This window comes from Streptomyces sp. NBC_01267 (genome assembly GCF_036241575.1).
GTDB lineage: Bacteria > Actinomycetota > Actinomycetes > Streptomycetales > Streptomycetaceae > Streptomyces.
Genome location: NZ_CP108455.1, coordinates 5,138,767 through 5,158,303, shown reverse-complemented (window position 1 = coordinate 5,158,303; position 19,537 = coordinate 5,138,767). Strand labels below are relative to the sequence as shown.

The window sequence follows — 19,537 nt, the reverse complement described above, 5'->3', positions numbered from 1 at the left end:
TTCCGGTGAGGCACGGGCCAAGCTACTCACGATCCCCGCGAGGGCCGAACCGGCGCCCCGCATAGCGCGAGCGCCCTGGAAGGGCCGCTTTCAGGTCACTCCCGCAGCCCTGCGTGACGGGCGGTTGCGCCACCGGGTCACCACCCACAGGACGTTGATTCCGCCCAGGGTGATCAGTACTGCCGCCGAGTCGGCCTCGCGCGCAAGGCCGTGCTCCGGCCCCAGGCCCCGTGCCGCGCGGACCAGCAAGGTGACGTCGACAGGAAGGGTGACGGCGGCCATGAACGTCAGGCAGGCCACCGTGCCGACCACGAGGACGACGCTGTAGAGGCGAACGGCCCGGCGCTCGTGCGGGGGCAATCGCGTGCTCGGGTCGTCCGCCCCGGTGGTCCTCCCCGGACGCAGCGATCGCAGCGCCCGCCGGGACAGGTACCGGGCGTAGGCGAGACCGTCGCCGTACAGGTTCCGGCAGCCGGTGAGATCCTGGAGCACGAAGTACAGATCCGTACGGGTGAACACCATGAGCTGGAAGGGCAGCGGCATCAGGGCCAGCAGCAGGGCTGCAGACAGCAACCGGTGGGCCGTTGGACCGGTGTCTGCCAGGGCGAGGATCAGGACCAGGGACGATGCGACGCACAGGTTGAGGGCGATACCGGCCAGGTAGGCCGTCAGCCGGTGGCGGCGGGGCGCGAGCTCGATGCCGCTGATGTCGGTCTGCATGACGAGGAACTGCAGCCGGGTGCCCAGCCGCATCCTCCCCGGCACGCCTGCGGCGCGGGCGGTGACGAGGTGCGCCAGCTCGTGGGCCAGCACCAGCGCCCACCCGGCTGCCGCCCCGGTGAACAGGACCAGGCTGCCGTGCGGACTCCACAGCAGGTCGCGGTAGCCGGGCCGCAAGCCGGGGCGGCAGATCAGGGCAGTGACGGCAGCCACCAGCAGTGCTCCGACGCATACGGGAAGCGCCGGGTGCAGGGCGAACCGGGCGTGGGGCGGGCGGAGTCGTGGCAGGGACGCGCGTGGCGGTTCGGTGTCCGGAATCGGGCAGTCCCCGATCCGTGCCACGAACCCCAGGGCGGCCAGATCCCTGACGAAATCCGTGATCTCGACCTCTTCACCGGTCTCCTCACGCAGCATCGCCGCCGTGCGGGCCACGCTCAGCCCGTCGCCCAGGAGTTCCACCGCCCTTGCTCCAACCACCGGCATGGCGACGAAGGTTCGGGTGGCCATACGGCCCACGATCCACTCGTCCCGGTCACGACGCACTGCCAGGTCGTGCAGCACGACGCGAGTCGACGGCCTGATCCGAGGGCACCCCTCCGCCTCGACATCAGTCACGGAAGGTCCCCGGATCCGGACTCGCAATCCGTTCCTGGTTCACAGCCCGTTCCGGGATCACGGTCGGCTCCGGGCTGACAGCCGGCTCCGGGCTCGCACCCGGCTCCAGGCTCACGGCTGACTCCGGACCCACACCCGACTCCAGGTCCGCAACCCGTTCCACCCCGCAGCCGGGGCAGTCCGGGCGGCGGCCCGATCGCTGCATGATCATGTCGCCGGGCACCATGAGGTTGAGGCCGAACCGGTATCCGGGGTCGACCGGCGGGACCCCGCACAGCAGCGTGACGGCGGCGTGGGCCAGCAGGCTGCCGGACAGGCCCGCGGTCATGGCGTTGGCCGGATTCCACGGCATTCGGGGCGAGGCGACATCCTCGTCCTGTCCGGGCGCAAGCCGCAGATCGCGCCGTTCGGCCTCGGCAATGCGCAGGCACTCCCAGCACGCGCCCCGGCCAGGGGTGAAGACCCCGGCGCTCACCAGTGGGCCGCGGTAGCCGGCTTCCGCCCACGACGTGCCGGAGGCCAGGCAGACCCGGTTGGCCCATCTGCGGATTTCGGCGGGGCGGTCGGCGGCCAGCAACAGCACGTCGTACCCCGGCTCGCGGCCGTAGCGGTCGGGGACGCCGGTCAGCAGAGCTTCGAGGTCCGCCGGCCCCCGTACCTCCCGGCGCTCGCCGGTCACGGTCGTCTGCGAGTTCAGGGCTCGTAACGCCGTCAGCGCCGCGTCCACCTTGGGCGTACCGAGGTCGTACTCGCGGAAGAGCGTCTGCCGATTGAGGTTGGACAGCTCGACGACATCCGGGTCGACGCAGTGCAGCTGCCCGACTCCGGAGGCCACCAGATCCCGTGCGGCGGCTCCGCCGGTACCGCCGACGCCGATCAACAGGACCCGCGCACGGTGCAGTTGCACCTGCGGCTCCCAGGCACTCTCCCTCGGCCGGAGATCCATCCAGCGCAGCAACGTCATGCCCCTGCTGTACCGCTCCCGTTCCCGCTCGGACAGCTCCGCGGGCGGCGCGGCACCGGCATCCTCCACGAACCCGGCCGTGGTCAGGTCCGTCATCGCCTGGACGATGTCCGGGGCCGGTATCCGTGGTCCCGGGTGGCGGCGGGACACCTCGGCGACGATTTCCGCGGTGTTCCGCGTGCCGTCCATGGCCTCGACCAGCGTCCACACCCAGCCGTCGGGATCCTTGAGCTCGGAACCGATGCCGTAGACGACGCTCCCGATCCTTATGTGGCCGTCCATCGCCCGATAGGCCCGGTGTTCCGGCTTGATCCGAGGCCGCCGCATCGCTTGCACCGTCATCTTCGCGCCATTGTCGTCAACACCAACTCCTCTAGCACCAACAGTCGTTGACAACATTCACTCCCTGCGCAAATCCTGGCAAGAGCACCTCAGTTCACTGCACGCCGCACCTGCTACCGGAAGGACACGGCATGGCGAACAAGATCGAGATCCGTCCGCTGGACAAGAAGGAGACCACCAGCGACAGCGGTGGCAACGGCGGCTCCTGACCGGAATCGACGTGATGGACCGCTACCCCACGGGCGCGGAGGTCACCGGGTCGGCGCGGCAGTTGGTCTCCCGGTTCCCGGGAGTCGGCAGGCTGCGCCGGATCGGGATGTCGCGCGCCGGACGTCCGATCCTGATGCTGTCCGTGGGGCACGGGCCGCACCACGTCCTGGTGGTCGCCGGACCCCACCCCGACGAGCCGGTCGGCGGCGCGACCGCCCTCGCGCTGGCGGAGCAGGTGGCACGCGGAGACCGGCTGTCCGCGGCGACCGACCCCGCCATCGTCACCTGGGACATCGTCCTGTGCCTCGACCCGGACGGCGCCGCGCTGAGCGAGGGCGGAACCGAAGGGACGACAGCTGCGGCCGGCCACACCCTGAAGAGCTACTACCGCACCGCCTACCGGCCCGTCGCGGCGGAACAGCCGGAGTGGGCACCGATCGCCTCGCAGCCGCTCCCGGAGAGCCGGACGCTGTTCGATGTGATCGACGAACTGCGCCCGATTCTCCAGTGCTCCCTCCATAGCACCGATGTGGGCGGCAGCTGGCTGCAGTTGACCCGAGACCTCCCCGAACTGGCCGCGCCTTTCCACATGTCCGCCGCAGAGCTCGGAATCCCGCTCCAGCACGGCACGTACGACGCCCTGTACTGGGAGAACCCCAGCCCTGCGGTCTACGTCCTGCCCCCGCCGGACAGCTCCGACCGCCTGGCGGCCGGGTCGGAGAACATTGGGCTGTCCACCTGGTGCGCGCCGCTGGAGTACGGCGGCGTCACGGCGATCGTCGAAGTGCCCATGTGGGCGACCGACATGGCCGCGGACCTGTCCCCGTACCCGGGAGCCGACCGGGCACTGCGCGACTTGGCCGAGCTGGTACGGGACGGCGGACGGCAGGTCACCGCCGTCCTCGACAGGGCACGCGGATTCCTGCCGCCGGCCCAGGACAGCCCGTTCAGACGCGTGGTGGAGTGGATGTCCGACGGCCTCTACGACCTGGTCGCCACGTCCTGGGAACCGCTCGCCCGGCAGGCATCCGCAGCGTCGCACGGCGACGATCCACGGCAGTTGACGACGGCCCAGGTGTCCGCTCTGGACATCGTGGCCCGCCGCCAACCGCTCAGGGCGGCGGGCCTGCTGCTCCGACTGCTGAAGGCTGCGGACGACGACGCGGCCCCGGGACTGCACCACGAGCTGGACGCGCTCTTCACCGCATGGTGCACGGACTTCGAGAAGGCGCTGCAGGTACGCCGGGTGCCTGTGCGCCATCAGGTGGAACACCAGACCCGCACGGTGCTGGCAGCCGCCGAGAGCGCACTGAAGGCTCACCGGTGAACATGTCCCGTGCGTACAGGTCGAGTTCGAAGCGTCGGAGGGTCGAAGAGGCGGGACGGGCCACGGTTCTTCGGCGCCGCCGACGCGAAGGGACAGTGAGCGCCGCAGGGGAGATCCGGCGCCATGCAATCCGCTGGCCCGCCGCGCCCGGCCCGGTCTAGGATCAAGGACTTTCGATACTCTGACACGTCGTCGACACTCCGGTGCAGGGGGTGCTCGTGCCTGCCCCGCGCAGACATGAGCGAGGCAAAGGAAGCGGACCGGTTCAGGTCAGATCCTGAGCACGCCGCCCTGACGACAGGTCATGGACACAGGGGGCAACATGGCGCGGCGGACCGGTCAGCGTGGACACCTTAGGCGCGTGTCCGAACGGCATCGCACTGCGACAGAACCCGAATCCAACAAGCCATCGGCCCGGACCGCACTGGTGGCTGCTGTTCTCACCGGCTTGTCCGCCGTCGTCGTGAGCCTCATCACCGGCCTGGGGTCGTCGCTTCAGGGGTTCGTCACCGACGCGCTCTCGGGTGACGACAAGCCGGCCGCTTCAGCCCGACCTGATCCGAGAGCGTCCACTCCCCTTGAGGTGGCGGTCGTACGGGAGGAGGGCGGCACGTACATGGTCTCGGACCACAAAGTCACCGGCGCTGCAGACAGGGCCGTACTCACAGGCACAAGAACTCCGGAGTCCTGGAACCATCTGCTCCGGAAGATCGCCGCGGTCTCCGTCAACAAGACCGCCTACAAGCTGACGGTCACCAATGTGTCCTCCACGCCCATCAGGGTGGTGGACATCGTGCCCGTGATCACACGGCGCACCGAAGCGATCAGCACCACGATGATCGAACCTCTGGGAGGGATCGGATCGGACAACATCCCGGCGGAACTCGACCTGGACAACCGGTACCCCAAGTTCACTCAGCACGGAAAGCCCTACTTCTCCCGGCAGTCGCAGACCCTCAAGACCGGCGACGGTTTCGTCATGGCCGTGGAGTCGAAGCTGATGGGCAAGGAGTACGTCGAGTACCACCTGAGGGTGGACTACATCGACAGCAAGGGGATCAAGCACTCCCTCCAGGTGAAGGACCCGGGCTCCGTCCCCGGCGTGTTCCGCGTATCCGGCGTCCTTGACGACGCGGCGTACGCCGAATACTGGGGACCTGACAAGACCGGAGTGGCCTGGAGGCCGTACAGCCTGGCCGAAAGGAAATAGCCGCGGCAGAGGTGAGGGCTCCTCCGCACCATCTACGGCCCGATCGCCCTCACCAACTGCCTTACTCCGCTCGCAAATCGACCACTCACAACGGCCAAGCGGTCAGCAAATCACCGGGTCCGTAGGCGGCATCGAGCCCCGGAGAGTCGACGCCGCTGCGCGAGACCGCCACGACTGGAACGGGTTCGTCGGTGAGGGCGGCCCGATGTCGGTGGAGCGCTGCCAGGTCGTGCCGGTCGAAGGGCGACTGCTCCAACCACTTGATGGAGCCGAGGAAGAGCAACTCCTTGGCGATGGGGGCGCGGTCCGCCCCGACGATGTCGATCTCGACGTCGTTGGTACGGGTCCAGTAGCCGCCCACGGCGGGGGCTGCGGCGAGCTGGTCGTCGGGCAGTATCCGGGCAAGCGCCTCGCGGATGAGCGGCTCGATCGCCCGGCCGCGCCAACTCGTCCAGCTCTCCCGGATCCGCGCCATGGTCAGATCGCCCCGCCCTCGCTCGATCTCGTCCATGGACGGGCCGAGCAGTTGCAGCCAGAACCGCAGGTACGGATCACGCAAAGCCGGAGGTCGTCGACCGGGCGCAGCCGACCGACTCGTCAATCAGCCGCCATTCACCGCCCTCACCCGGTGCGGCGCAATCGACAGAGCCACCTTCTCTGCCATCCCTGATCACTTTGCCCTGATAGTGGCCTGTTCCGATCGCGACAAGGAATAGCCGGGGAACAACGGAGAGCAGAAGAGGCAACGGGCAACCCTGCCGAACCTCGATCCCTCGGGCGCACCTCGTGCCAAACTCGCTCTCGGATGCGAAGCGAAACGGCCCTGTCACGGTGGGTGTTCGCCGTCGGTCCGCACGTCGCCCAGTGAAAATCGAACGAGGGTTGCCCGTGAGGGTGCACGGCTCGCGCGGTCGCAATTCAAGGGGGAGTTCAGTGATGCGCACAACTTCACGTTTCGGCCCGGAACTTCGTCGTTTACGACAGGAAGCGGGGCTGAGCCTGACCCAGTTCTCCGTGGCACTCAACTACGACAAGGGGCACCTCAGCAAGGTCGAGCGTGGGGAGCGTTCCGCGTCCCCCGAACTGGCCCGGCGGTGCGACGCCTTCCTCGGCGCGAACGGCGAGCTGCAGCGCCTGGCCGTCCGCCCCGAGACCGACTCGGACACCACCGGAACGCCCGCCACCCCGAGTCTCTGGCTCGTCGGGCGCCGGACGGTCCTCAAGGCCGGTACGGGGGCCTTGATCGACCTCGGCCTGAAACTCGGTGGTCAGGCGCCCTCTGCCCCCGACCCCCTCCTTCTCTCCTTCCGCACGCAGTTCGACCAGTTGCGAAAACTGGGCCAGTCCACCGCGCCGAAGGTCCTGCTTCCCCTGCTGGAGACGCAGACGCGCACGGTTGCCGGGTTGGCCGCCGACGCCACGTCCGCCGCTCGGGCCCCCGCACTCCTGCTCGCGTCACGGTTCGCGGAGTTCACCGGCTGGATGGCCCAGGAGGCCGGGGACAGCAGCGCGGCGCTGGGCTGGACCGGTGAGGCCGCCGACCTGGCTCGCGCCGGGGGCGATTCGCACCTCGGTTCCTACGCGCTCGTGCGACGCGCCCTGGTCACGCTTTACGGAGGTGACGCCGCGAGCACCGTCGCCCTGGCCCACCGGGCCCAGAGCGACGAACTCCCGCCGCGCATCCGGGGACTCGCGGCCCAGCGGGAGGCGCAGGGGCACGCGCTCGCGCCGGCGACGAACGCGACTGCCTCCGTAGCCTCGACAGGGCACGGGAGCTGCTCGACAGCGACGACGCCCGCAGCGTGGCCGAGCCCGTGCTCGGCACCACCCACGTGAGCAATCCGGCGGCGATGACGACCGGCTGGTGCCTGCACGACCTCGGCCGTCCCAAGGCCGCCGCCGAGGTCCTCGACCGGGAGTGCCGTCTCCTCCCGCCGCACGCGCTGCGAACTCGCACCCGGTACGGCTTCCGCAGGTCCCTGGCCCACGCCGCCTCCGGAGAGGTCGTGCACGCGTGCACGATCGCCAGGGACCTCCTGGGGGTGATGCCGGCTGTGCCCTCGGCGACGGTGAACAGCGACGTCCGGCGTCTCGCGCGCGAACTCTCCCGGTTCCGGAGCAGCCGGGCCGTACGCGATCTGCAGCCGGCGCTGGCACGGGTACTCGCCCCCGCGCACAATTGACACCACCGGCTCCACGACCGGCCCCGGCTCGCGCCGCCCGGTTCGCCGGATCTTCCATTCCTCCCGACCCCACGTTCCCGGTCAGGACCCTCTGGCCCCCGTCCGGCGCGTAGCACCGCTCCGGCTTCTTCGGGATGCCCGCGACCAGTGAAGCGCAGGTCGGCGCACCTCCATCCGTACGCCCTCCCGTGGACACGCTATGCCGTCACGCTTTCGGGCCCTCATGGCTCGGACCGGGGCCTCGGAGCCCCCGCGTACCCATCCCCCCGTCTTCCGTCTTCCTCTCACGAAGGGAACCTTCATGCCCGACGTCTTCGTCAACTACCGCACAGGCGACGAGGAATCCGCAGCGACCATGATCGCTCGGGAACTCGCCCGGCGGTTCGGCGGCGAGCGGATCTTCTTCGCCAGCAACTCGATCGAACTCGGACACCGCTTCCCGCTGGAACTGGTCAGGGCTGTGGAGGAGTGCGGGGCGCTCCTCGCCGTGATCGGCCCGCGCTGGGCGGAGGTGCGGGGCGCCGACGGTCGCCCCGCCCTCGAAGCCGCGCAGGACTGGACCCGTCGTGAAATCCAGACCGCGCTGGACCGCGGAATCCTGGTGATCCCCGTGCTCGTCGGAAAGGCCACACGGATCGACCCCACCGTCCTCCCGGACGACCTGCGGGAGTTGGCGGACTGCCAGTACAGGCGGTTCGACCACCGCAACGCCGAGTCGGACCTGACGGCTCTCGGCGACGCCCTCGCCCGGCTGCTGCCCGAGCTGGGCGCGGAGGACCACGACGCCCATACGGCGCGGGAGCGGGCGGCGGCGAAGTCCCGCAAGAAGTCGGCCCAGGATGTCGGACACACCAGGATGCGGACGCGCGACGTGGAGCAGCGCGTGCGCGGCGGCATCGGAAACCTCAATGGAGACCTGGGCACCTTCGTCAACGAGCCGCAGGGGCCCGTGAACACCGGTCCGGGGACTCAGTACAACGCGCCCCACTTCCAGGGTGACAACACCGGACTCCAGTTCACGGCGGGCGACAACAGCGGTACGGTCCATCAGCGCTTCGAGCGCGAGCGCCGGCGCTCGGCCGACGAACGATGACCGAGCAGGACCGCGTCACCGTCAACGATCCGCGCGGCCCGGTGAACAACGGCGAGGGGCACCAGTACGTCTTCTACGGCATCGGCGCGGACTGGATGATCCGCAAAGGGGTCGAGCCCCTCCGGATCGTCCGTGAGGACCGGGTGCGCCTGGCCGACCGGTTCGTTCCGCCGATGGGATACCGCGTCGCCGCCGACCGCTTGGAAAAGCCCGGATCGGTGGTGTTGGTGGAGGCTCCGCCCGGCAGCGGCCGCCGAGCCGCGGCGATCATGCTGCTGCACGAGCTCGGTGAGGACGGGGTCCCCGACAAGGAGGAGGCCCGGTTCGAGGAACTTCCCACCACGGACAAGGACGAGGATCCTCTCGCCCCGGGCGAGGGCGACCGTTTCCTCCTGGACCTCTCCGGGATCGCCGACGAGGAGGCGTACGCCAAGGTCCAGCGTCGCCTGGCCGCGCGCCGGTCACAAGTCCAGGAGGCGGGGGCCCACATGGTCGTCGTCCTGCCGTCAGGCATGGAGCATGCCCATGCACCGGACCTCGAACCGCACACGGTGGCGCTGGGGCGCCCCCGGGGCATCGCCGTCGTCACCCGGTACCTCCGCATGGACCGGATGGCCTTTCGCCCCGCGGACCTGGGCAGCGCCGGTCTTCAGCGCCTGTGCGACCGCTCCCCCATGCGGGAACTGGCACGGCTCGCGGGGCTGGTGAGGTCCGCCCGGGACAGCGGCCGGTTCGGCGCCGACTTCGCGGGATGGCTCGACCAGGCGATGCATGCGGTGACCGACCGTGCCGGTGAGGTGGGCCAACAGGTGGCCACGGTCCGCACCGCGCCCGAGCGGGCCCTGCTTCTCGCGACGGCGGTGTTCGAGGAGGCCCGCGCCGACACGGTCTACGAGGCGTGGCACGGCCTGATGAGGACGGTGAGGCACGAGGAAGAGGCGACGACCGAGCTCGCGCGGACGGATTTCGGGGAGCGGTTGGCGACGCTCGGGATCGAGCGGGACCCGGACGGACGGCTCCGCTTCGGGCGGCTGGCCTACGCCGACGCGGTACGAACGTACTTCTGGGCGAACTTCCCCGGGATGCGCGATGACCTCAGGGACTGGATCGGCCATGCTGCCGGGCTCCGCGGTCTGACCACCGATGACCGGGTGAACGTCGTCGTCCGCTTCTGCGAGCGGTCCCTGGCTGTCGGGCGGCCCGACCACCTCTTCGACCTTGTGGCCCTCTGGGCGGACGGTGCGACCGGGGCGTCCAACGACCCGCGAGCCGTGGCGGCTCTCGAACTCGGTCTCAGCCACGAGAGGTTCGGAGGGTGGTTCCGCAGGCGGATGTACGGGTGCGTAAGGTCCGGCCCCTTGTCGGACGGTCTTGTCCGTGTCCTGACCACCGCCTGCCTCCAGAGCCTCGGCGCGACGCACCCGGATCAGGCGATCGTGCGACTCCACTACCTAGCCATACGGAAGGGGGAGGCGGCGCGCGAGGCCCGGGAGGCACTTCTCGACCTCGCCGGCCGCGATCCTCGGCTCTACCGGCTGCTGATCGACCGCCTACGGGACCGGACGCGTCGGGAGCCGCGCATCGCGGAGCCCCATCTCCGGCTGCTCACGGAGCTGTTGAGGAGCGACCGGGCACCGGACCCGCCGCCGTGGCCGGACCTTTTCCTGGCCTGGGAGACGGTTTTCTCCCTGCCACCGACGGACCTCTGGAACCCGCTGGTGAGTAGCTGGCTGAACGCCGTGGCGGACGACAGCACGCGGGAGACGGCCCTGGGCGTGATGGTCGGTGCGACGCGTGGCCGCGCGGCCTCTCTGCACCGCCTCTACGCCATCACCTGCGACTGGGCGGGAATCGCGCGCCACCCCTCCCGCGCGGCCGTCGCCGCCATTTTCTGGCAACACATCGACCACGCGCAGTACGCCCGCACGGAAGGTACGGGGCGTGCGGGCGCCGGACCACGGAACACGGAAGAGACACCATGAGACACCGCTTTCCCAACCTGCTGTTCGTCGTTCTCTGCGGCCTCGCACCGGCAGTGCTCGGAAACCTCCTGGGCTGGCCGGCGGGGCTGTGGGGCTTCATGTCCATGGTCACGGCATCGGGCTCCCTGCTGCTCGTGATGACGGTCCTCAGCGGTAGCCGCGCGTCAGCCGATCCGTACGAGTCCGGGGAACCTGAGCCGCCGTCGGCGCCGACTGAGCAGCCGTACCAGGAGACGCGGGTGGTCGACGCGGCGCTGCCGAGCGCGGCGGACGGCTACGACTTCCTCTTCTCGGCCACTGTGTGGTGGAGGCCGGTCCTCGACCACGTCGACCGTTCCGGCGGCGCCTCCCCGGCCCTCGCCGTGTCCTCGGTCGTCAGCCGGGCTATAGAGGTCGTCCGCCGCGAGGAGCCCGGCCGGGTGAGCTTCGCTCAGTATCTCCTGCAGGGGGAGCTGAGCGTCCCGCTCCCCGACCTGGGCGGACGGGTGAAAGCCCAGGCGGCAGATGTGACGCTGGCCCTCGCCCCCGCCGATCGCGAGCGCCTGCGGAAGTTGAACGACCTCCGAAAGGACGAGCAGGTCTGGGAGTACGAGCGTCAGCACGAGCGCAACAAGCGGGACTACCTCGGTGACGACGTGTTGAAGAGCGCGGGCAGCGCGGTGGTGTGGTGGCTGACCCGCCACGAGAACGAAATCGAGAAGGCGGTCGACATGATCGGCCCGCTCGCCCAGATCGCGGCAGCGGCCAACGACGAGGAGGTGCCCGAACTCTTCCGCCACCTGCTCGTCCCGCCCGTGGGCGCACGGAGCGAAGCGACCGTCGGGGGCCCACTGTGGGACGGATACGCCCAGGGAGGAGGCACGTTGGACCGCGAGGAGGAAATAGGGGTTGCGGATCGGTTGCTCCTGCTACTGGCGGCGGTGGGCCTGAAGCCGGACATGGACGAGTACACCGTGTTCGTGCACCGTGTGGTACGGAGCTTGGAAGCGTCCGGACTGGACGAGGCCGCCGAGGAGATCAGGCGGGCCCTTCTCCCGGCGCCCGATGAGAGCGAGGACGAGGGACCGGAGGGTGTGCCTTCCGGCGAGGGGGACACCACGGGGCCCTGGTCGCCGGGCTTCCCAGCCCCCGAGGGCTCGCCGTTCGCAGCCGCAGCCGCAGCCGCAGCCACGAATGCCGACGCGGGCGCGGGCACATTCACGCCGGGAGCGACGGAGAGCGACACGGGCGAACAGAACCAGGACTGGTGGGAGGCGGGTGAGGGCGGCATCACACCTCCGCACTTCTGGGACCCCTCGCACAGCCCGCACCGGCCCGCCGCACCTCGCGCACAGGACGAGGAGGGGAGCTGAGCCGGTAGGCGGTCGGCTCTCCGAAGCTCCCTTTTCACCGCAGACCGCGGCGGGGACAGACGCCGTGGTGGGCTGTCACGACGACCGAGATCATCCAGTCGGTGTCACCGATGAGGTCGACCGGACGACGCTTCCACGGGCTACCACCGCGCTTGTGTCACGATTTGTTTCCGCGAAAGCCTTCGGAGCCATGCAGAAAGTGTGAGCTCAGGTTGCCCCGGCGCTGCGGCCCACGAACCATTACAGGAGCCTCACTGGGTCCCGGCACCGTCCAAGCACGGGAAAAGACAAGGGTCCGGCTCCGAGGAGCCAGACCCCATCTGGCCTGCATGTTTACCAGGCCCCCAACGTGGTGCTAGGTTCATCCGCTCACACGTTGAAGCGGAATCCGTAGTACAGAGCTCCCACCTGCAGAAACGCGGCTTTTACGAGGGCCATCCCAACACCATCCCAGCACGGGCGTTCTATCCCAGCACCATGCAGGCGAGACTGCTCTCGTACTCCTACCCAGCTCGGCTGCCGGAGCTCCAGCTCGCCTCCTCGGACAGTAGGGACGTCACGTCCGGGGATGCGGGCCGCATGGCGCGCTGCATAACTTCCCGACAGCGATCCCAGGCGCTGGGCAGCAGATGCCCGTAGATGTCGACCGTCGTCTTGACCGAACGGTGCCCCAGCCAGCGCGAGACCTCGTGGATCGGCACACCGTTGGCCAGGGCCGTGGAGGCGAAGAAGTGCCGCAGGCTACGAGGCGTGTACTTGGCCTTGCCGTCCAGATCGACAAGGCCGGCCGAGAGGCACGCCTTCTTGAACTGGTGGCCGTAGGACGCGATGGACGGCATCACGCCAACGCCAGGCTGACCCGGGGCAAATAAGGTATCGAGCCGAATCCGTTTACCCTTCAGCCCGGTGAAGACCACGGGCACCGGCTTCCACTTGCTGAGGTGAGCGTCGATCTCCTGCTCGATGAACAGGGCAGTTGGGACGTCTCGGTACTCCTTCTCCAGTCGATGCTTAAGCGGCACGAAGGGTGTCTTGCACTCCTCACGGTGTGCCTGGGCACTGGCCTGCCATCGGATCCTGACGTAGCCGGGCCGCCTGCACTCGGCGGAAAAGGCCAGGGCTTCGCTGGGGCGCTGGCCTGTGCCGGACTGAAGGTAGATGGTCAGGCGGAAATGTGGCGCGATGTGCGCAGCGATCAGATCCACTTCGGCTGGCGTCGGAACTTCGTCCTCGTCCACCGCCACTGCGTCCCTACGGGATATCCGGATGCCCCGTGCAGAGTTCTCCGTGATGCGCTTGTCGACGACGGCCGCCTCCATGATGGCGGCCACCATCACCATGCGGTCGTTCACTGTCGATGCAGCCAGCCCTGCACCGCCTCGATAGATGTCCTTGACGAACTTCTCAAAATCCCGCCGCGCAAGCCCAGCCAGAGGCTTACTACCCAGGCGCGGCACGAGATGGTTACGGACGAACCCTTCGTAGTTGCGACGGGTCGACTCACCGATGACTCGCCGCTCAAGCCACTCCTCAGCCCAGACCGCCAAGGACATGGCGCCGCGCGCAGGGTCAACCCAGCCCCGGGCCTTCTTGTCCTTCTCCACGCCGGCTGCAAAGGCGTCCGCACCGTCCAGGCCGATCCTCCGCGGAAACGACTTCTCCCGCTGCCGTCCTCGCCTGCCGCCTGGCTCCCGATACCGCACGATCCACGCATGACCGCACCTTAGAGGTGGTCTCATTTGGTTTGATCGGTAGTCTGTGGTCGTGACGATTGTGGAGCGTCTGGTCCCGGACCGGTTGTGGGAACTGTTCGAGCGAGTGGTGCCGTCGGCTCCGGTACGACCTCAGGGTGGTGGCCGACGGCGTTATGGCGACCGGGAGGTGCTTGCCGCGATCGTGTTCGTGGCCACGACGGGCTGCACGTGGCGGCAGTTGCCGCCGGTTTTCGGCCCTTCCGGACCGACAGCACACCGACGGTTCACGGAATGGAGCAAGGCCCGGGTCTGGGCGAAGCTCCACCGGTTGGTCCTGGACGAGCTCGGGGCGCGCGGCGAGCTCGACTGGTCGCGGTGCGCGATCGACTCGGTGAACATGCGGGCCCTGAAAGGGGGGAGCTGACAGGTCCGAATCCGGTGGATCGCGGTAAGAAAGGCTCGAAGATCCACCTGATCACCGACCGTGCCGGTTTGCCCATCTCCATTGGGATCTCGGGTGCCAACATGCATGACAGCCAAGGTCTCGAACCGCTCGTGCGCGGCATCCCGCCGATCCGGTCGCGCCGCGGACCGCGCCGCCGCAAGCCCGCCAAACTGCATGCAGACAAGGCGTACGACAACCGCCACCTGCGCCAATGGCTCCGCGGTCGAGGCATCACGCCCCGCATAGCCCGCAAGGGCATCGAGTCCAGCGAACGACTCGGACGCCACCGATGGACCATCGAGCGCACCATGGCGTGGCTCGCCGGATGCCGCAGACTCCACCGCCGCTATGAACGCAAGGCCGAACACTTCCTGGCCTTCACCAGCATCGCCTGCACCCTCATCTGCTACCGCCGACTCACCAAATGAGACGACCTCTTAGGCGCAAGCAGGGATAGTTCCGGTCCCGGGCATCCCGCTTGCACCTCTGAAAGACGCTCGCCACCCAACACCCCGATCTGCCAGACCCTCCTGCCTTGAGATCGTCATCATCACCTCACGCGTGAGCAAGAAGCTCACCACTAATCCGCCCTTTTCAGCGAACATGCGCCATCAGCGACACGTAGACGGCACAGGCAAGCAGCCAGCCACACGAATCGACAGGTGGCTCTGCCCTCCCACTCATCGGCCGCGCATCACCGAGGCTCACCGTCGCTCTCGGTTGCGATTGTTGTCTGCTAAATGGCATGGACGAAGGCGCGGTACTCCCTGGCCACGGTCTCCGCCTCGCGGGAATGCCTTGCGAGGTACTGCCTAACTGGGACGATCTCGCCATCAGCCGCGATGCTGGTGTATGCCTGCGTGTACTCGCGAGAGTTTGAGGCTGAGGAGTAGACGCGAACACCCTGCTCGTGATGCATCCAGATGCGGTGCTCGTCGGATGCAGATGCCTCAGTTCTGGCGGGGCCGATGCTTTCCAGGAGTACGTAGTGCAGCCCGAGGAGATCCAGAAGCTCGCGGTCACGTTCCCACGCGGTCCCCGCGTACACGTTGCTCATCAGAAACAGAGGGTCTCGGTACACGAGCCGTACTGCATCAGGGAGCGGCATGCCTCGCCCGTTCCAACAAAGGACACCACGCACCGAGCTCCGCAGCCCTTGTCGAGGTACGGCTTCGCCCATGACCATGGGTAGAAGCTTCTCCATCCGGTCCGGCCACCCGTGGATGATTGCTTGCAGGAGGTCACATGGGTTGTAGACGTGCAGCCCGACGTCTCCGTCACCGACCTTCGGGCTCACTTCGTCGAGCCAACCCTCCATCAGTGACTCCCACTCATGGTTGCCGGCCAGGCTCTGCCGGATCTCCTGCCGGAACGCCTGCCAACGGCTGGATACCTGCGGGCTGGCGGTACCCGTGTAGAGGACCTGGCTGTCTCCTCGCTCGTCCCCGGTAAGGAAGCGGAACAGGTCCAGCTGCTCAAAGGCCGCTGTGTCGTCGTAGGCGCCGGTACCCCGGAAGCCTTGTATGGCCCAGTTGGGGTTGTCGGCGAGATTCTTCAGCAGCCCTGGCTGCGCAGATTCCATGTTCATTCCACGCATCTCGCTGCGCGCAAGACGATTGCAGATTGCGCAAAGGGCCAGGTACTCAGCCTGGTGCTCGGCGGCGAACGGCTCCGGCCCGTCGTAACCACTTAGGAGATCCGCCGCAGCGAGTTCCTCGTTCACCCGGCCTATCGCAAGGTACAGGCCGAAAGGCGCAGGGATGTAGTGCTTCTCCGCTACCCGGTCCAGATCCGCCGCCAGCAGGTCGAGCGCCCCAAGCTCGTCCGCAACCTTACTGATGATCCTCCAGCCCTGCTCGCGCTGTTCCTCCGTGGTGAAGAAGAACAGGTTGTGGATGGGGGTAACGCGGGGCTCGAACGCCCGAGGCAGAAGCTCCACCCGCTCGGCCCCTGTGGGGGTACCTCTACTGTCCAGGAACAGTCGGTATCCCCGAAGATCATGGCTCCAGTCACGCGCCGCGTGACTGACAGCGATCAGGAGTTCCTCCCAGTCATCTGGCATAGCCACGATCACGGCACGGATGCGATCCGGCGCGAGGTTCTTCTCACGGCAGAGAAGCTCCGTGTACTTGTTGACTTCGTGCAGGGCCTGCCGTGCGCTGGAGCGGGACCGCTTCAGCTCGATGACCACCCACATCTGATGGCGATCACGAGCCAAGATGTCGATGCTGCCCCTCGTGCCATGGGCATTGGGGAGCGGGTACTCCTGGAACTGAACCGGCCGGAGTCCCGGCTCGATCAGTTCGAGGTTCTGTACGAGGGCATTGCGCAGGACGTTCTCAAGAGGCGGTCGCATGGCCAGAGGTTAGACCGGAGGACTGACAAGGACTCTAGAACGAGTTCGCATTGGTCGATGACGAACTCTTAGCCCATGTGCGGCTGATCTCCGCCTGGCGCTTCCGAAGCCCCGGCCGAAGCCGGATGCCCTGAGGTCGTAGACGCGTCCCCCTCCAGCGCGTACGCGAGCGCGAGTGCAATCCGCTCGATCCACTTGAGGGCGTCCGTGACATCAGCTTCGCTGATCGGTCGACGCTGCTTGAGGTCGCCATCGATCAAATCCGCGTCGTGTGCGATCTGGTTGCGACGGCGGAGCAGCAGGATGTACTGGCCGCGCAGTCGCTTCTCGTCGTATGAAGTGCGGTACTGATTCCACCGGTTGACACACTTCGCCGCCTCCCGCCACACCTTGACGTCGGTGACTAGTGACATCACCTTCGCGATAGCGTCCGGGTTCTGCAAGGTCTGACGGGCGATGTCCTGGCGTACCCGCTCCGCGACTACCTCGGCGGTGGTCGTTTCGCCTCGCTGCACTCTCTCCACACAGTGCAGCGGCAAGGGGTAGTCACGGAGCTTCCGCGGCATGTCCGAGTCATCCTTGGCGGCTTCTTCCGCTACCCGGCGCAACACCTCCTCCTGCACCCAGTGTTCGAGGGCGGCGATGGACTGCACCCAGGCGGCCCTGTAGAAGTCGCCGGTGTCGATGCCCTTGGGGCTGAGCACCTCCAATGCCTGCCCGGCTCGCACCATCTGGCGTGCGTAGGACAGGTTGGTGACGAACGACTCGAACTGACGGGTCTGAGGGTGTGCGATGGCCATTCGTACCTCTGTGCGGCGCTTGGGAGGACAGGGGACTTCGAGACGTGGATTCCTGATGTTCCCTGCACCGTACAGAGGTCGATCACGCGGCTTCGAGGACCATGGTCGGTTTGTGGCTTGATCTGATCGGTTCGGCTCCGGCCCTTCACTCCCTCACAGCTGGATTCTGGAACCCTCGCGATACATACAAGGTCGGCCAGGTTAGGGCTTGCCGATTAATAACTCGCCGTCTTGATCTCTGGTGTTGGTGTGGTGCCGAGGTGGGCGGCGAGATCGGTGAGATCGTCGAGGGTGGCCAGCTGCGTCTGGGCCGGTTCGATGGTGTGCCCGATGCGGTGGAGGAGTCGGCGGGTTTGGCTGATGGCCCGGTTGAGGGTCATGGGTGTCACGGCGAAGAGCGGGGCGATGACGACTTGGGGGAGCTTGAACCGCTGGTAGAGAATGGTGGACAGGAGGCGGTCGACGAGGGTGAGGCCGGGGCGTCGGCCGGTGTAGAGACCGGCTGCGGGGGTTTTCTGCCGGTCGCCGCCGCGTCGCTGCTGAAGGTCCTCTTCCCGCTGGAGCTCGCGGGCCGCCGCCAGCTTGCCGATCAGCTGGTCCCACCGGTCGGGCTGCAGGCCGGTCAGGTCCGGATGGACCAGCCATGCGCGGCCGGGGCCGGGGAGATCCTGGGGTGGGATGGGCGGGGTGCCGTCACGGCAGTATGCCTCGGGGCGGAGGGTGTAATTCCAGTCGCCATGCCACTCGTGGCGGGCCAGGGGCAGTGCGTCCAGCTGCCGGTCGGCGATGCGGACCCCGGTGGCGTAGGTGGCGGTGTCGAGTTCGGCGTGGACTTTCAGACCGGTGCGGGTGGTGGTTGCCGCGATGCTGTTCACGATGACTTCGTGGCTGGTCAGCGGCCTGCCGCGCCAGTTCATCGTGATGTGGGAGAACAGCCGGTGCTCGATCCGATTCCATCTCGATGTGCCCGGAGGAAAGTGACAGACAGTGACCTGTAGGCCGGTCTCCAGGGCCAGGGCGGCGAGTTCGGTCTTCCAGGCGCGGGTGCGGTAGCCGTTGGAGCCGCCGGCGTCGGCGGTGATGAGCAGCCGCCTGGCCCGCGGGTAGTCCTGCGTGCCGCGGGCTTTCCACCAGCGGCGGATGGATTCGACGGCGAAGGCCGCGGTGTCGTGGTCGGTGCCGACGCTGACCCAGCCGGTGTTCGCGGCCAGGTCGTAGATGCCGTAGGGCACGGCCTTGCCGAGTTCCTTGTCCGGGAAGTCGTGGGTGCTGACCCGCACGGGATCACCCGCGGGCCGCCACTCCCCGCCGCCGTTTTTCAACGGGCCCAGCACTTCTTTCTTTTTCGTATCGACGCTGATCACCGGGTCGCCGGCCGCCTGGTGGGCCTTGGCCTGTTCGTTGATGTAACGGAACTGTCCGTCCCGGTCGGGGTGTTGCTTCCCTTCGATGACCTTGGCGTTGCCCTGGAGGCTGAAGCCTTCCTCGCGCAGTACGTCGGCGACGGTGTCGGCGGATATCCGGTGGCCCTGGCGGGTGAGCTCGGCGGCCAGGTGGCGGGTGGACTTCGTCGTCCACCGCAGAGGCGACATCGGATCTCCCCGCACATCCGGCTCCACCAGGGCCAGCAGTGCCGGGCGAAGTCCCGGGTCCAGGTCGACCACCCGTTTGCGGCCACCGCCGGCCCGGCGCACCCGCCCCAACGGGGCCTCGCCGGAGTCCAGTTCAGTGACGCCCAGTGACACCGTTGCCTCGCGCACGCCAGCGGCCCGGGCGACCACTCTGATCCCACCATGGCCCAGCGCCCGGGCCTCGGCCGCCAGCAGCAGACGACGCTGACGTTCATCCAGATGTGGCAACAGCACCGTGAACTTCGACGCCAACACCGCCGCTACGTCTTCCGTCGCTTCCATACCACGCCAACGACCACCAAACAGGGAAGCTACGGGTAAATCCTCTGCAAGCCCTTAGCGTTTTGGGCGTCGGCCCAGTAGCGGACCTCGCTCGCACCTGCCTGCCGTATGGTCCGCGAGCATCGCCTCAGGGTTCCGTGACAGGTGGGCGAGCGACTATGGCCAGTTGCACGGCCGTAAGCTGACCAGTCAGCCGCGAGGCCCGTTCACCGCCGAGGGAGCGTCCGCCATTATGGCTGTCGCGGCCGCTTCATCACCGGGTCGGCACATCGTAGAGACGGTTCCGGCGAAAGGAACTTTCGGCATCATCGTCCCAGAGGAGTAGGCGGCA

Annotated in this window: 12 protein-coding genes and 2 pseudogenes; 7 read left to right on the top strand and 7 right to left on the bottom strand. The window is 67.9% G+C overall.

From position 1 onward, the window contains the following. Positions 1-90 precede the first annotated feature (90 nt). Positions 91-1,335, bottom strand: coding sequence for a hypothetical protein (locus tag OG709_RS23695; protein ID WP_442815263.1), 1,245 nt, complete (start codon positions 1,333-1,335; stop codon positions 91-93). Next, positions 1,328-2,641 carry a HesA/MoeB/ThiF family protein gene (locus tag OG709_RS23690; protein ID WP_329167656.1) on the bottom strand — a complete coding sequence of 438 codons (1,314 nt, stop codon included), beginning with the start codon at positions 2,639-2,641 and terminating at the stop codon, positions 1,328-1,330. Before OG709_RS23690 ends, OG709_RS23695 begins: the two co-directional genes overlap by 8 nt. A 223-nt stretch (positions 2,642-2,864) precedes the next feature. Between OG709_RS23690 and OG709_RS23685 the strand changes: the two genes are divergently transcribed. Continuing rightward, positions 2,865-4,178 (top strand): M14 family zinc carboxypeptidase, encoded by a 1,314-nt coding sequence (locus OG709_RS23685; RefSeq protein ID WP_329167655.1) that lies wholly within the window; start codon positions 2,865-2,867, stop codon positions 4,176-4,178. Between the two features lie 427 nt (positions 4,179-4,605). Next, positions 4,606-5,388, top strand: a complete 783-nt coding sequence (locus OG709_RS23680) for a hypothetical protein (protein WP_329167654.1) — start codon at positions 4,606-4,608, stop codon at positions 5,386-5,388. A gap of 85 nt (positions 5,389-5,473) precedes the next feature. Here the strand turns inward: OG709_RS23680 and OG709_RS23675 are convergent. Then, positions 5,474-5,941, bottom strand: a pseudogene (locus tag OG709_RS23675) (DUF234 domain-containing protein); the annotation flags it as partial. A gap of 383 nt (positions 5,942-6,324) precedes the next feature. Here OG709_RS23675 and OG709_RS23670 point away from each other — a divergent pair. From OG709_RS23670 to OG709_RS23650, 4 genes and pseudogenes are all read left to right on the top strand, one after another. Beyond that, positions 6,325-7,571, top strand: a pseudogene (locus tag OG709_RS23670) (helix-turn-helix domain-containing protein). A 301-nt stretch (positions 7,572-7,872) separates the two neighbouring features. Beyond that, entirely contained in the window at positions 7,873-8,664 is a 792-nt protein-coding gene (locus OG709_RS23660; RefSeq protein ID WP_266641007.1) for a toll/interleukin-1 receptor domain-containing protein, read from the top strand. Beyond that, a complete protein-coding gene (locus tag OG709_RS23655; RefSeq protein ID WP_329167651.1) occupies positions 8,661-10,646 on the top strand; it encodes a hypothetical protein in 1,986 nt (661 codons plus the stop codon). The genes OG709_RS23660 and OG709_RS23655 overlap by 4 nt, the downstream gene beginning before the upstream one ends. Next, positions 10,643-11,998 carry a hypothetical protein gene (locus tag OG709_RS23650; protein ID WP_329167650.1) on the top strand — a complete coding sequence of 452 codons (1,356 nt, stop codon included), beginning with the start codon at positions 10,643-10,645 and terminating at the stop codon, positions 11,996-11,998. Before OG709_RS23655 ends, OG709_RS23650 begins: the two co-directional genes overlap by 4 nt. A 503-nt stretch (positions 11,999-12,501) precedes the next feature. Here the strand turns inward: OG709_RS23650 and OG709_RS23645 are convergent. Further along, positions 12,502-13,602 carry a tyrosine-type recombinase/integrase gene (locus tag OG709_RS23645; RefSeq protein WP_266641013.1) on the bottom strand — a complete coding sequence of 367 codons (1,101 nt, stop codon included), beginning with the start codon at positions 13,600-13,602 and terminating at the stop codon, positions 12,502-12,504. Between the two features lie 166 nt (positions 13,603-13,768). On the opposite strand from OG709_RS23645, the gene OG709_RS23640 reads away from it, so the two are divergent. Continuing rightward, positions 13,769-14,565 (top strand): IS5 family transposase gene (locus OG709_RS23640; RefSeq protein ID WP_443068586.1). Its coding sequence is split into 2 segments (ribosomal slippage): positions 13,769-14,099 and positions 14,099-14,565, totalling 798 coding nucleotides; the frame shifts between segments, so codons are not numbered across the junction. A gap of 308 nt (positions 14,566-14,873) precedes the next feature. Here the strand turns inward: OG709_RS23640 and OG709_RS23635 are convergent. The 3 genes from OG709_RS23635 to OG709_RS23625 all read right to left on the bottom strand — a co-directional run bounded on the left by OG709_RS23635 (position 14,874) and on the right by OG709_RS23625 (position 19,206). Next, positions 14,874-16,493 (bottom strand): endonuclease NucS domain-containing protein, encoded by a 1,620-nt coding sequence (locus OG709_RS23635; protein ID WP_266641014.1) that lies wholly within the window; start codon positions 16,491-16,493, stop codon positions 14,874-14,876. 68 nt (positions 16,494-16,561) lie between these two features. Beyond that, a complete protein-coding gene (locus OG709_RS23630) occupies positions 16,562-17,293 on the bottom strand; it encodes a hypothetical protein (RefSeq protein WP_266641015.1) in 732 nt (243 codons plus the stop codon). A 215-nt stretch (positions 17,294-17,508) separates the two neighbouring features. Beyond that, the gene (locus OG709_RS23625; RefSeq protein WP_266641017.1) at positions 17,509-19,206 is read right to left on the bottom strand and encodes an ISAzo13 family transposase; all 1,698 of its coding nucleotides are present in this window, start codon (positions 19,204-19,206) and stop codon (positions 17,509-17,511) included. Positions 19,207-19,537 lie beyond the last annotated feature (331 nt).